This is a genomic window from Burkholderia sp. MSMB1826 (assembly GCF_001526325.1).
GTDB lineage: Bacteria > Pseudomonadota > Gammaproteobacteria > Burkholderiales > Burkholderiaceae > Burkholderia.
In genome coordinates this window covers 1-13589 of record NZ_LOYN01000035.1, presented here as the reverse complement: position 1 = coordinate 13589, position 13589 = coordinate 1, and the positions used below count along the sequence as shown (strand labels likewise).

The 13589-nt window shown below is 66.0% G+C and carries 7 protein-coding genes; 3 read left to right on the top strand and 4 right to left on the bottom strand.

The window, feature by feature from the left end:
• Positions 1–38: 38 nt before the first annotated feature.
• From WS95_RS22110 to fixL, 4 genes are all read right to left on the bottom strand, one after another.
• The gene (locus tag WS95_RS22110) at positions 39–2126 is read right to left on the bottom strand and encodes a M3 family metallopeptidase (protein WP_059825993.1); all 2088 of its coding nucleotides are present in this window, start codon (positions 2124–2126) and stop codon (positions 39–41) included.
• A 246-nt stretch (positions 2127–2372) separates the two neighbouring features.
• Complete coding sequence (folD, locus tag WS95_RS22105) at positions 2373–3233, bottom strand: bifunctional methylenetetrahydrofolate dehydrogenase/methenyltetrahydrofolate cyclohydrolase FolD (protein WP_034207764.1); 861 nt, start codon at positions 3231–3233, stop codon at positions 2373–2375.
• Positions 3234–3478: 245 nt separating this feature from the next.
• Positions 3479–4117: an oxygen response regulator transcription factor FixJ gene (fixJ, locus tag WS95_RS22100; protein WP_006493245.1), complete on the bottom strand. Its 639-nt coding sequence runs from the start codon at positions 4115–4117 to the stop codon at positions 3479–3481.
• Positions 4114–6630: an oxygen sensor histidine kinase FixL gene (gene fixL / locus WS95_RS22095; RefSeq protein ID WP_059825986.1), complete on the bottom strand. Its 2517-nt coding sequence runs from the start codon at positions 6628–6630 to the stop codon at positions 4114–4116. Before fixL ends, fixJ begins: the two co-directional genes overlap by 4 nt.
• Before the next feature lie 273 nt (positions 6631–6903).
• On the opposite strand from fixL, the gene aceE reads away from it, so the two are divergent.
• From aceE to lpdA, 3 genes are all read left to right on the top strand, one after another.
• Positions 6904–9600: a pyruvate dehydrogenase (acetyl-transferring), homodimeric type gene (aceE, locus tag WS95_RS22090; RefSeq protein WP_059505745.1), complete on the top strand. Its 2697-nt coding sequence runs from the start codon at positions 6904–6906 to the stop codon at positions 9598–9600.
• 69 nt (positions 9601–9669) lie between these two features.
• Positions 9670–11340, top strand: a complete 1671-nt coding sequence (aceF, locus tag WS95_RS22085; protein ID WP_059825979.1) for a dihydrolipoyllysine-residue acetyltransferase — start codon at positions 9670–9672, stop codon at positions 11338–11340.
• 284 nt (positions 11341–11624) lie between these two features.
• The gene (gene lpdA / locus WS95_RS22080; protein WP_034207760.1) at positions 11625–13391 is read left to right on the top strand and encodes a dihydrolipoyl dehydrogenase; all 1767 of its coding nucleotides are present in this window, start codon (positions 11625–11627) and stop codon (positions 13389–13391) included.
• Positions 13392–13589 lie beyond the last annotated feature (198 nt).

Below are 13589 nucleotides of genomic sequence, written 5' to 3'. Positions count from 1 at the left end.
GTGCCCGTCGATGCTGCCGGCGTGGCCGGGCGGCGCGCTCAGTGCGCGGGCGCGGCCATCCCGTTGTGGCGCAGCAGCGCGTCGATCTGCGGCTCGCGGCCGCGGAACGCCTTGAACGACTCCATCGCCGGACGGCTGCCGCCGACCTCGAGGATTTCGCGGCGATAGCGCGTGCCGGTTGCCGCGTCGAGCACGCTGCCGCTGGCGGCGGCCGCTTCCTCGAACGCCGCGTACGCATCGGCCGACAGCACTTCGGCCCACTTGTAGCTGTAGTAGCCGGCCGCGTAGCCGCCCGCGAAGATGTGGCTGAACGTGTTGGGCCAGCGCGAGAACGCGGCCTGCGGGATCACGTGGTAGCGCTCGTTGATCTCGCGCGCGAACGCGGTCACGCCGGTGGCGCCGGCCGGATCGAAGTCGACGTGCAGCAGCATGTCGAACATCGAGAACACGATCTGGCGCAGCGTGCCGAGCCCGCTCTGGAAGTTCTTCGCGGCGATCATCTTGTCGAACAGCTCGCGCGGCAGCGCGGCGCCCGTATCGACGTGCGACGACATCGACGACAGCACGTCCCATTCCCAGCAGAAGTTTTCCATGAACTGCGACGGCAGTTCGACCGCATCCCACTCGACGCCGTTGATGCCCGACACGCCGAGTTCGTCGACGCGCGTCAGCATGTGATGCAGCCCGTGGCCGAATTCATGGAACAGCGTGATGACCTCGTCGTGCGTGAAGCACGCGGGCTTGCCGCCGACCGGCGCGGAGAAGTTGCAGGTCAGGTACGCGACCGGCGTCTGCACGTCGCTGCCGCGCTTCGCGCGCGAACGGGCGTCGTCCATCCACGCGCCGCCGCGCTTGCCTTCGCGCGCGTACAGGTCGAGATAGAACTGTGCGACGAGCGAGCCGTCGCGATTCTCGACGCGGAAGAAGCGCACGTCCTTGTGCCATACCGGCGCGTCGTCCGGCTTGATACGCACGCCGAACAGCGTTTCGGTGACGGTGAACAGGCCCTTCAGCGCGGCGGGTTCCGGGAAGTACTGCTTGACCTCGTTTTCCGAGAACGCATAGCGCTGCTGGCGGAGCTTTTCGGCCGCGTACGCGACGTCCCACGGCGCGAGTTCGGCGAGGCCGAGTTCCTTCGCGGCGAACGTGCGCAGCTCGTCCCAGTCTTTCTCCGCGTGCGGGCGTGCGCGCGTCGCGAGATCCTCGAGGAACGCGATCACCTGCTGCGGTGATTCGGCCATCTTCGGCGCGAGCGAGACTTCGGCGAAGTTGCGATAGCCGAGCATCTGCGCCTCTTCGCGGCGCAGCTTCAGCGCGTCGGCGACGATCGCCGTGTTGTCCCATTCGGCCTTGCCGTCGCCGTACTGCGGCCCGAGTTCCGACGCGCGGGTCGCATAGGCGCGGTAGAGCGTCTCGCGCAGCGCGCGGTCGTCGGCGTACTGCAGCACCGGGAAATACGACGGGAAATGCAGTGTGAATTTCCAGCCTTCCTTGCCGTCCTTCTGCGCGGCTTCGCGGGCGGCCTCGATCGCGTCGCCGGGCAGGCCGGCCAGCTCGGCTTCGTCCTTCGCGAAATATGCGTACGCGTTGGTCGCGTCGAGCACGTGATCGGAGAACGCCTTCGACAGCGCGGCCTGCTGTTCCTGCAGTTCCGCGAAGCGCGGCTTCTGGTCCTCGGGCAGCTCGGCGCCCGACAGGCGGAAGTCGCGCAGCGCATTGTCGAGGATCTTCTTGCGCTCGGCGGACAGCGTCGCGTATTCGGCGCTCGCGGCGATCGCCTTGTACTTTTCGTACAGCGCGAGATTCTGGCCGACGCTCGACCAGAACTCGGTCACGCGCGGCAGGTTTTCACCGTAGGCAGCCCGCAGTTCGGGCGTGTCGGCGACCGCGTTCAGGTGGCCGACGATGCCCCACGCACGGCCGAGCGGCTCCGTGGCCTGCTCGACCGTCTCGACGACGGCGGCCCAGGTCGACGGCGTGTCGCTCGCGCTCGCCGCTTCGACCGCGCGGCTGGCGGCGTCGAGCAGCGTGTCGAGCGCGGGCGTCACGTGCTCCGGGCGGATCTCGCCGAAACGGGGCAGGCCGGAGAAGTCGAGGAGCGGATTGGTGTTGGCGCTGGCGGACATAAGACTCCCTGTCTGTTGCCGGATGAACCGGGATGAAAAGGGTAACGGCGGCTGGGCGCGAGCGCGCCCGATACCGACATTATTGGGGCGCATCGCGCGCTTTCCAATCGTTAGTTTCTAACGACGCGATTGACGCAGGGTCGGATGCGCGGCGTCGGACGTGCCGGCTGGCGCGATGCAGCCGCGCGACTGCGGCTGGCGAGGCGCCGGCGCACGCAATCGCGCGCCGGCTGAGCGAGTGGAGCGTCAGGCTGCGGCGGCAGCGGCGCGTTCGGCGGATTCGATCGTGTTGATCAGCAGCATCGTGATGGTCATCGGGCCGACGCCGCCCGGCACCGGCGTGATGTAGCCGGCGACTTCCTTCACGCCCGCGAAATCGACGTCGCCGCACAGCTTGCCCGCGTCGTCGCGGTTCATGCCGACGTCGATCACCGTCGCGCCCGGCTTCACCATGTCGGCGGTCAGGATATTGCGCTTGCCGACCGCGGCGACCACGATGTCGGCCTGGCGCGTATGCGCGGCGAGGTCGCGCGTCTTGCTGTGGCAGATCGTCACGGTCGCGCCGGCGTCGAGCAGCATCATCGCCATCGGCTTGCCGACGATGTTCGAGCGGCCGATCACGACCGCGTTCGCGCCTTGCAGCGCAATGCCGTGCGCTTCGAACATCTTCATCACGCCGTACGGCGTGCACGGGCGGAACAGCGGCTTGCCGGTCATCAGCGCACCGGCGTTCGCGACGTGAAAGCCGTCGACGTCCTTCTCCGGCGCGATCGCCTCGATCACCTTGTGGCTGTCGATATGCGCGGGCAGCGGCAACTGGACCAGGATGCCGTGGATCTTCGGATCGCGGTTCAGTTCGTCGATGCGCGCGAGCAGGTCGGCTTCCGACAGCGTGGCCGGGTACGCATCCTTCAGCGAGAAGAAGCCGTTGTCCTCGCATGCCTTGATCTTGTTGCGCACGTAGACTTCGCTCGCCGGGTTGGCGCCGACGAGGATCACCGCGAGACCGGGCTGGTGGCCGCGGGCGGTCAGCGCGGCGGCGCGTTCGGCGGCCTGACCGCGCAGGGTCTTCGAAAGGGCGTTGCCGTCGATGAGGAGGGCTGTCATGGTGGTGGGTCCTGCCGGGAAGTTGGAATGCGGGCGTACGGCGCCCGAAGCGCCGTAGCAAAGCACGTAATTATACCGTTCGCCTGCTGCCGTCCGACAGCGAATCAACGGGAGGCGTCATGGCCGCGGCGCGCGTGCGTCGGGAGGAACGGCCGCCGCCGCGCGAGTGGGCCGCATCGCGCGGGGCGGCGAACACCGATTGCGGGCCGGGCGGCCGCGGTGGGGCGTGCCGCCGGAAAACGCGCTCAGGCCTGTTTCTTCGACAGCGCGAGGCGCAGCAGGTCGGCCACCGTGTTGACGTTGAGCTTTTCCATGATGTTCGCGCGGTGCGCCTCGACCGTCTTGATGCTGATGCCGAGGTCGTCGGCGATCTGCTTGTTCAGGCGGCCCGCGATGATCCGCTCGAGCACCTGCTGCTCGCGCGCGGTCAGCTTCGACAGGCGTTCGCTCGCGGCACGCTGTTCCTGGACGCTCTTGCTTTCGCTTCGGGCCTTGTCGAGCATCCGCTCGACGAGCTTGCGCAGCTCGGCTTCGTCGAACGGTTTCTCGATAAAGTCCATCGCTCCCTTTTTCATCGTCGACACGGCCATCGGCACGTCGCCGTGACCGGTGACGAAGATGATCGGCAGCGCGGCGTTGTCGGCGATCAGGCGTTCCTGCAATTCGAGGCCGCTCATGCCCGACATCCGCACGTCGAGGATCAGGCACGCGATCTGGCCGGCCTGCTGCGCCGGCTGGTACGCATCGAGGAACTGCTCGGCGCTCGAGAAGCATTGAACGCGATAGCCGTTCGCCTCCAGCAGCCAGCGCAGCGAGTCCCGTACGGCCTCGTCGTCGTCGACGACGAAGACGGTTTCCTGAGTGGTGGTGACAGGGCTATTCATAGTTCTCCCGTAACGGTATGTGATGCCGATGCCTCGCGCCCCCCTTGGCCGAGATCAGCGGGTTCCCCAATGGGCAGGCTGCAGTGGAACGTCGCGCCGGAAATGCGGCCATCCGGCTCGACGTTGTTGACCACCCACAGACGCCCCCGATGCGATTCGATGATCGAACGGCAGATGTTCAGCCCCATGCCCATGCCGTCGGACTTGGTGCTGTAAAACGGTTCGAACAGGCGCTCGGCCGTCGCTTCGTCGACGCCCGGGCCCTGGTCGATCACGCGGATGTCGACGAAGCCCGCATCGATGTCGGCGACGACGCGGATCACGCCGTCCGCCGACGCCGGCTTCACGTCGGCCATCGCCTCGGCTGCGTTCTTCATCAGGTTCATCAGCACCTGTTCGATCAGCACGGGGTCGACATAAATAATAGGCATTCTTGCGAGGATTTCCGTGACGATCCGGATCCTGCGCTTTCTGGCCTCGATTTCGGCGAGCCCGACCGCGTCGGCGACGATGTCCGCGACCCGCGCCGGCTGGCGCTTCGGCTCGCTGCGCTTCACGAATTCGCGGATCCGCTTGACGATCATCCCCGCGCGCAGCGCCTGCTGCGCGGTCTTTTCCAGCGCGGGCTGCAGCGTCTCGGGCGTGCCGCGGCCGCTCTTCACGAGCGCGAGCGTGCCCGAGCAGTAGTTGTTGATCGCGGCGAGCGGCTGATTCAATTCGTGAGCAATCGACGACGCCATTTCACCCATCGTCATCAATCGGCTCGTGAACTGCAGCTTTTCTTCCTGCTGGTGCGCGAGTTCCTGTGCCTTCTTGCGGGTCGTGATGTCGGTCGCGATCTGCATCTGCGCGAGGTGGCCGTCCACCCACTGGATGTACTGGCGACGCACTTCGAACCACTTCTGGATGCTCTCGACGTACACCTCCTGCGCATCGGCCGTGCTGCTGGTCAGCGCGGAGGCCGGCAGGCCCGCGAACGCGTCGACCATGTCGATCGAGTCGGACGATGCCTGCGCGCGGTCGAAGCCGCCGCCGGACAATTCGAGGTGGCCGTCCGGGCGAATGCCGAACAGGTGGCGGTAGTAGCGGTTCGCGAACAGCAGCTCGGCTTCGTCGGCGGCGAGCACCGACACCGCGGCGTCGAGGCTTTCGAGCACCGTCGTGAAGCGTTCGTGCGCGGCCGCCAACTCTTCCCGCGCGCGCTTCGGCTCGGTGATGTCGGTCATCGACGACATCCAGCCGGTCTGGCGGCCCGAACTGTCGATCAGCGGCGACACGTACAGGCGCGCATGGAACAGCGTGCCGTTCTTGCGGCGCACGCGCAGCTCGAAGCCCGAACTCGGCGCCTTGCCGCGCAGCGTCATGTCGAGTTGGCGCTGCATTTCCGGGTAGGCGTCGCGCGGCCAGTACGGGAACGGCGCAACCTTGCCGACGAGATCCGTTTCGTCCCAGCCCGTCATCCGGCAGAACGCCGGGTTCACGTGCGTGATGCGGCCGTGCATGTCGAGCACGCGCATGCCGATCAGCACCGAGTTCTCCATCGCGCGGCGGAAGAATGCTTCCGCGTACAGCGCCTGCTGCGCCTCGAAGCGCTGGCGCGTGTGCTTCCACAGGCTCCAGAGGCTCCACAGCACGAAGCACGACAGGCCGGCGACCAGCCACACGAGCGTGTTGTTGGTCAGGTTCGTGAGCTGCGGGAACGCGTACACGCGCACCGTCAGCCCCTGGCCGGGCGGGTCGAGCGGGAGATCGTAGTGCGAGTCGCGCGGCAGGCGCGGGCGCGTCGACGTGGACGACAGTTCGCGGTTGTTCGAGTCGGTGATCGAGATCTTGTACTTCGACGACAGTTCCTGCGGGATGTCGTGCTTCAGGATGCCCTCGACCGAGAACACCGCGGCGATCGAGCCGAGATATTCGCGGTCGCCGCGCATCACCGGCGTCTGCAACGTGATGAAGCCGTTGCCGAAGTCGTCGTAGATCAGCGGCGAATAGGCCTGGCGGCGTGTGTTGCGCGCCTCGTCGTACGCACCGCGCACGGCGTCCTGCATCTGCGCGTCGCCGGGCTTCGCGAGCCGCTGGCCGAGCAGCGGCGGATGCACGGTCGGCCAGCGCTGCACGCCCGGCGCCGTGTACCAGTTCAGGTAGAGGATTTCCGGATGCGTCTGCATCACGTCCGCAACGGCCATCTGGAACGCGTTCTGGTCGAGGCGGCCGGATGCGAGGTCGCGCGACAGCGCCTGCAGTTGTTCCTGCGCGCCCGTCATCGACAGGCGGATCTGCTGCTGGGCCCACGCGACGTTGCGAAACAGGGTGTCTTCCTGCTGTTGCTGTTCGCGCCGGTTGAGGCTCCACAGGATGAGGCTCATCACGACGAGGAACACCAGAATCGACAGCAGCGGCGTCAGCAAATAGGAGTTGGACCACCACGGTCCGTGGTGCCAACGGGACGGCTGCGACTCCGCCGGCGGGCCCGGCGGTCGCGCCGAGCGTGCGAAAAGCCGATCGGTCAACATGGCAGGATTGTAGCGCAGCGCAATACATGGAAAACCGATACCGGATATGTTGAACGGAAACGGTTTTGTTCCGACGAGACGGGCCGCGGAGCCCCGAAATATGGGTGCAGCGCAGCAATATTTCGCATGGCGAGAAAAGATCTCATAATTCGAAAATTTTGTTGCGCAGGCCTGTCCACGCTCATTACAATCCGTCGGAGCTTGCCCGCAGCCGGTCGCGTCGCGTCGTCTGCACGAGAGCGATCCTCACATTCCAGGACCCAGGAGACGAGAATGTCCGCTGTACCGAACGAAGTGATGAAATATGTCGCCGCCGAACGTGACGACGACCCGCAAGAAACCGTCGAGTGGCTCGAGTCGCTCGATGGCGTGATCTCCTCCGTGGGCACCGGCCGTGCGCATTACCTGATCGAAAAGCAGATCGAATTCGCCCGCATGCACGGCGAGCACCTGCCGTTCTCCGCCAATACCCCGTACATCAACACGATTCCGCTCGAAGCCCAGGCGAAGATTCCGGGCGACCAGGACATCGAGCACCGCATCCGTTCGTACACGCGCTGGAACGCGCTGGCGATGGTGCTGCGGGCAGGCAAGGACACGAACGTCGGCGGCCACATCGCGTCGTTCGCGTCGGCCGCGACGCTCTATGACGTCGGCTACAACCACTTCTGGCACGCGGCGTCCGACCAGCACGGCGGCGATCTCGTGTTCGTGCAGGGCCACTCGTCGCCGGGCGTGTACTCGCGCGCATTCCTGCTCGGCCGCCTGTCGGAAGAGCAGCTCGACAACTTCCGCCAGGAAGTCGACGGCAAGGGCATCTCGTCGTATCCGCACCCGTGGCTGATGCCGGACTTCTGGCAGTTCCCGACCGTGTCGATGGGTCTCGGCCCGATCATGGCGATCTACCAGGCGCGCTTCATGAAGTACCTGGAATCGCGCGGCATCGCGAAGACGGAAGGCCGCAAGGTCTGGGCGTTCCTCGGCGACGGCGAGACGGACGAACCGGAATCGCTCGGCGCGATCGGCATGGCGAGCCGCGAGAAGCTCGACAACCTCGTGTTCGTGATCAACTGCAACCTGCAGCGTCTCGACGGTCCGGTGCGCGGCAACGGCAAGATCATCCAGGAACTGGAATCGGAATTCCGCGGCGCCGGCTGGAACGTGATCAAGGTCATCTGGGGCAGCCGCTGGGATGCGCTGTTCGCGCGCGACAAGACGGGCGCGCTGATGCGCCGGATGATGGAGTGCGTCGACGGCGAATACCAGACGTACAAGTCGGAGTCGGGCGCGTACGTGCGCGAGCACTTCTTCAACACGCCTGAACTGAAGGCGCTCGTCGCCGACTGGTCGGACGACGACATCTGGGCGCTGAACCGCGGCGGCCACGATCCGCACAAGATCTACGCGGCGTTCCACGAAGCCACGAACACGAAGGGCGCGCCGACCGTCATCCTCGCGAAGACCATCAAGGGCTACGGGATGGGCGAGTCGGGCCAGGCGATGAACATCACGCACCAGCAGAAGAAGCTGCCGGTCGAGCAACTGAAGAAGTTCCGCGACCAGTTCCGCCTGCCGATCACCGACGAGCAGATCGCCGACGTGCCGTACCTGAAGTTCGAGGAAGGCTCGAAGGAGCTCGAATACATGCGCCAGAAGCGCATGGACCTCGGCGGCTACCTGCCGCACCGCCGCGAGAAGGCGACGTCGCTGCCGGTGCCGGCGCTCGACGCGTTCGAGCCGTTGTTGAAGGGCACGGGCGAAGGCCGCGAGATCTCGACGACGATGGCGTTCGTGCGGATCCTGAACATCCTGCTGAAGGACAAGGCGCTCGGCAAGCGCGTCGTGCCGATCGTCCCGGACGAGTCGCGCACGTTCGGCATGGAAGGCCTGTTCCGCCAGATCGGTATCTGGAACCAGGAAGGCCAGAAGTACGTGCCGGAAGATTCCGACCAGCTGATGTTCTACAAGGAATCGCAGACCGGCCAGATCCTGCAGGAAGGCATCAACGAAGCGGGCGGCATGTGCGACTGGATCGCGGCGGCGACGTCGTATTCCACGCACGGCGAGATCATGGTGCCGTTCTACATCTTCTATTCGATGTTCGGCTTCCAGCGGATCGGCGACCTCGCGTGGGCCGCGGGCGACATGCGTTCGCGCGGTTTCCTGCTGGGCGGCACGGCGGGCCGTACGACGCTGAACGGCGAAGGCCTGCAACACGAAGACGGTCATTCGCTGCTGTGGGCGGCATCGGTGCCGAACTGCGTGAGCTACGACCCGACGTTCGGCTACGAACTCGCGGTGATCATCCAGGACGGCCTGCGCCGCATGGTGCAGGACCAGGAAGATGTGTACTACTACATCACGGTGATGAACGAGAACTACGAGCACCCGGCGATTCCGCAGGGCGAGCACGTGGCGGCCGACATCATCAAGGGTATGTACGCGTTCAAGAAGGCCGACGCAGACAAGAAGGCGCCGCGCGTGCAGCTGCTCGGCGCGGGCACGATCTTCAACGAAGTGATCGCCGCTGCCGACCTGCTGAAGAACGACTGGGGCGTCGCCGCCGACCTGTGGAGCGTGCCGAGCTTCACCGAGCTCGCGCGCGAAGGCCACGACGTCGAACGCTGGAACCTGCTCCATCCGACCGAAGAGCGTCGCCTGTCGCACGTGCAGAAGTGCCTGAAGGACACGCAGGGCCCGGTCATCGCATCGACCGACTACGTCCGTGCGCTGGTCGACCAGATCCGCGGCCAGATCGATCGTCGCTTCGTCGTGCTGGGCACCGACGGCTTCGGTCGTTCGGACACCCGCGAGAAGCTGCGTCACTTCTTCGAAGTCGACCGTCACTGGGTCACCGTCGCCGCGCTCAACGCGCTGGCCGACGAAGGCACGATCGAGCGCAAGGTGGTCGCGGACGCGATCGCCAAGTACAACCTCGATCCGTCCAAGCCCAACCCGATGACCGTTTAACGCACACGCCCGTGTGATGCCGCGCGCCGCTTCCGGGAGGGGCGCGCGCGGCCATGGAGACAGAAACAGATGAGTCAAGCGATCGAAGTGAAGGTGCCGGATATCGGCGATTACAAGGACGTGCCGGTCATCGAGATCGGCGTGAAGGTCGGCGATACGGTCGAGCCGGAGCAGTCGCTCGTCACGCTCGAGTCGGACAAGGCGACGATGGACGTGCCGAGCCCGGTGGGCGGCGTCGTGAAGGAAATCAAGGTCAAGGTCGGCGATTCCGTGTCGGAAGGCTCGCTGATCGTCCTGCTCGAAGGCGGCGCGGCCGCCCAGGCTAACGGCGCGGCTGCGCCGGCCGCGGCGCCTGCTCCTGCGGCAGCGCCGGCCCCGGCCGCGGCGCCCGCTGCCGCACCGGCTGCACCGGCTGCACCGGCCGCGTCCGGCGGCACGCTCGAAGTGAAGGTGCCGGATATCGGCGACTACAAGGACGTGCCGGTGATCGAGATCGGCGTGAAGGTCGGCGACACGGTCGAGAAGGAGCAGTCGCTCGTCACGCTCGAGTCGGACAAGGCGACGATGGACGTGCCGAGCCCGGCTGCCGGCGTCGTGAAGGACATCAAGGTGAAAGTGGGCGATTCGGTGTCGGAAGGCACGCTGATCGTGCTGCTCGAAGCCGCCGGCGCACCGGCTGCCGCGGCACCGCAGGCGAGCGCACCGGCTCCGGCCGCGGCTGCTGCGGCGCCCGCTGCCGCCGCACCGGCATCCGCGCCCGCGAAGGCTGCGCCGGCACCGGCTGCCGCCGCACCGGCCGCCGCGCCGTCGGGCGAATACCGCGCGAGCCACGCATCGCCGTCGGTCCGCAAGTTCGCGCGTGAACTCGGCGTCGACGTGTCGCGCGTGCAGGGTTCGGGTCCGAAGGGCCGCATCACGAAGGAAGACGTCACGGGTTTCGTGAAGGGCGTGATGACGGGCCAGCGCGCGGCGCCGGCCGCGGCAGCCGCGCCGGCAGGCGGCGGCGAGCTGAACCTGCTGCCGTGGCCGAAGGTCGATTTCTCGAAGTTCGGCCCGTTCGAGGCGAAGCCGCTGTCGCGCATCAAGAAGATCTCGGGCGCGAACCTGCATCGCAACTGGGTGATGATCCCGCACGTCACGAACAACGACGAAGCGGACATCACCGAGCTCGAAGCGCTGCGCGTCCAGCTGAACAAGGAACACGAAAAGGCGGGCGTGAAGTTCACGATGCTCGCGTTCGTGATCAAGGCGGTCGTCGCCGCGCTGAAGAAATTCCCGACCTTCAACGCAAGCCTCGACGGCGACAACCTCGTGTTCAAGCAGTACTTCCACATCGGTTTCGCGGCCGATACGCCGAACGGCCTCGTCGTGCCGGTGATCCGCGATGCGGACAAGAAGGGCCTCGTCGACATCGCGAAGGAAATGAGCGACCTGTCGAAGGCCGCGCGCGAAGGCAAGCTGAAGCCGGACCAGATGCAGGGCGGCTGCTTCTCGATCTCGTCGCTCGGCGGGATCGGCGGGACGAACTTCACGCCGATCATCAACGCGCCGGAAGTGGCGATCCTCGGGTTGTCGCGCGGCCAGATGAAGCCGGTGTGGGACGGCAAGCAGTTCGTGCCGCGGCTCATGCTGCCGCTGTCGCTGTCGTATGACCATCGCGTCATCGACGGTGCGGAAGCCGCGCGGTTCAATGCGTATCTCGGGGCGTTGCTCGGGGATTTCCGTCGCATCATTCTTTGATGAGATGAGGGGCTCGCGGGGGCGTGGTTTTGTGTCGATTCTTCATGCCCTTGTCGTTGAACCTGTTTTGCCAACGGTCTGCTGGCGTCGCCCCTGCGCGGGGCGGCGGTCACTTTTCTTTGTCTTCCAAAGAAAAGTAACCAAAAGAAAGGCGCGTCCTTGGGCGGACGGCAAAGGTGGTCCTGCCCAACGTCGCGTTCTCTTGCCAGGCCGCATGTAGTCAGGTTCCGTCTTTCCGCCAGTCCCTCCCTCTCTCTCTGCAGCCAATCAAGAAGGGGACAGTCATGAGTCTCATCGAAGTCAAGGTTCCGGATATCGGCGATTTCAGCGGCGTCGATGTCATCGAAGTCAACGTGAAACCCGGCGACGTGATCGAAAAAGAGCAAACGCTCATCACGCTCGAATCCGATAAAGCCTCCATGGAAGTGCCCAGCGACGTCGCCGGCACCGTCAAGGAAGTCAAGGTCAAGGCCGGCGAGAAAGTCTCGCAAGGCACCGTCATCGCCATCGTCGAAGCATCGGCAGGCGCAGCCGCACCCGCGAAAGCGCCCGAAGCGCCGAAGCCCGCAGCGGCTGCACCGGCTCCGGCCGCAGCCGCTCCGGCGCCCGCGCCGCAAGCCGGCAGCTACAGCGGCGCCGCCGACATCGAATGCGACATGCTCGTGCTCGGTGCCGGCCCCGGCGGCTACTCGGCCGCGTTCCGCGCAGCCGATCTCGGCATGAAGACGGTGCTCGTCGAACGCTACTCGACGCTCGGCGGCGTGTGCCTGAACGTCGGCTGCATCCCGTCGAAGGCGCTGCTGCATACGTCGCTCGTCGTCGAGGAAGCCGCGGCGCTCGCGTCGCACGGCATCACGTTCGGCAAGCCGCAGGTCGACCTCGACAAGCTGCGCGACTTCAAGGGCGGCGTCGTCAAGAAGCTGACGACGGGCCTCGCCGGCATGGCCAAGGCACGCAAGGTCGAAGTGGTCACCGGCGTCGGCGCGTTCGTCGACCCGTTCCACATGGAAGTGCAGGGCGACAACGGCAAGAAGGTCGTCAAGTTCAAGCAAGCAATCATCGCCGCGGGCTCGCAAGCGGTGAAGCTGCCGTTCATGCCGGAAGACCCGCGCGTCGTCGATTCGACCGGCGCGCTCGAACTGCGCCAACTGCCCAAGCGTATGCTCGTGATCGGCGGTGGCATCATCGGCCTCGAAATGGCAACGGTCTACTCGACGCTCGGCGCCGAGATCGACGTCGTCGAAATGATGGACGGCCTGATGATGGGCGCCGACCGCGATCTCGTGAAGGTCTGGGAAAAGTACAACGCGAAGCGCTTCGGCAACGTGATGCTGAAGACCAAGACGGTCGGCGCGGAAGCGAAGGAAGACGGCATCTACGTGAAGTTCGAGGGCGAAAAGGCGCCGGCGGAAGCGCAGCGCTACGACCTCGTGCTCGTCGCGGTGGGCCGCAGCCCGAACGGCAAGAAGATCGGTGCCGACAAGGCCGGCGTCGCGGTCACCGACCGCGGCTTCATCGAGGTCGACAAGCAGATGCGCACGAACGTGCCGCACATCTTCGCGATCGGTGACGTCGTCGGCCAGCCGATGCTCGCGCACAAGGCCGTCCATGAAGGCCACGTCGCCGCGGAAGCCGCGCACGGCGAGAAAGCGTACTTCGACGCGCTGCAGATCCCGTCGGTCGCCTACACCGATCCGGAAGTGGCGTGGGCCGGCAAGACGGAAGACCAGTGCAAGGCCGAGGGCATCAAGTACGGCAAGGCCGTGTTCCCGTGGGCCGCATCGGGCCGCGCGATCGCGAACGGCCGCGACGAAGGCTTCACGAAGCTGATCTTCGACGAGGAAACCCATCGCGTGATCGGCGGCGGCATCGTCGGCCTGAACGCGGGCGACCTGATCAGCGAAGTGTGCCTCGCCGTCGAGATGGGCGCGGACGCGGAAGACATCGGCAAGACGATCCATCCGCATCCGACGCTCGGCGAATCGGTCGGCATGGCCGCCGAGCTGTACGAAGGCGTCTGCACGGACCTGCCGCCGCAGCGCAAGAAGTAACGGAATCGGCACGGCGCCCCCGGTGCCGGCCACGTAAAAACGCCGCCGCCCGGACAAACCGGGCGGCGGCGTTTTCTTTGTGCGCCCAGCATGGGCGCACTCCTGCGAGTGAAAGTCTCGCCATGAGTTGATCACGGCGAATGAAGCGAAGCGCAACTGCGTGAGGGTGACCGAGCGTGGAGAGGAAGCGTGGAGCGT

Excerpts from the sequence above, each read along its gene's own strand:
- WS95_RS22110 (WP_059825993.1), bottom strand. The coding sequence starts at position 2,126 with ATGTCCGCCAGCGCCAACACCAATCCGCTCCTCGACTTCTCCGGCCTG.
- lpdA (WP_034207760.1), top strand. The coding sequence starts at position 11,625 with ATGAGTCTCATCGAAGTCAAGGTTCCGGATATCGGCGATTTCAGCGGC.
- aceE (WP_059505745.1), top strand. The coding sequence starts at position 6,904 with ATGTCCGCTGTACCGAACGAAGTGATGAAATATGTCGCCGCCGAACGT.
- fixJ (WP_006493245.1), bottom strand. The coding sequence starts at position 4,117 with ATGAATAGCCCTGTCACCACCACTCAGGAAACCGTCTTCGTCGTCGAC.
- folD (WP_034207764.1), bottom strand. The coding sequence starts at position 3,233 with ATGACAGCCCTCCTCATCGACGGCAACGCCCTTTCGAAGACCCTGCGC.
- aceF (WP_059825979.1), top strand. The coding sequence starts at position 9,670 with ATGAGTCAAGCGATCGAAGTGAAGGTGCCGGATATCGGCGATTACAAG.
- fixL (WP_059825986.1), bottom strand. The coding sequence starts at position 6,630 with ATGTTGACCGATCGGCTTTTCGCACGCTCGGCGCGACCGCCGGGCCCG.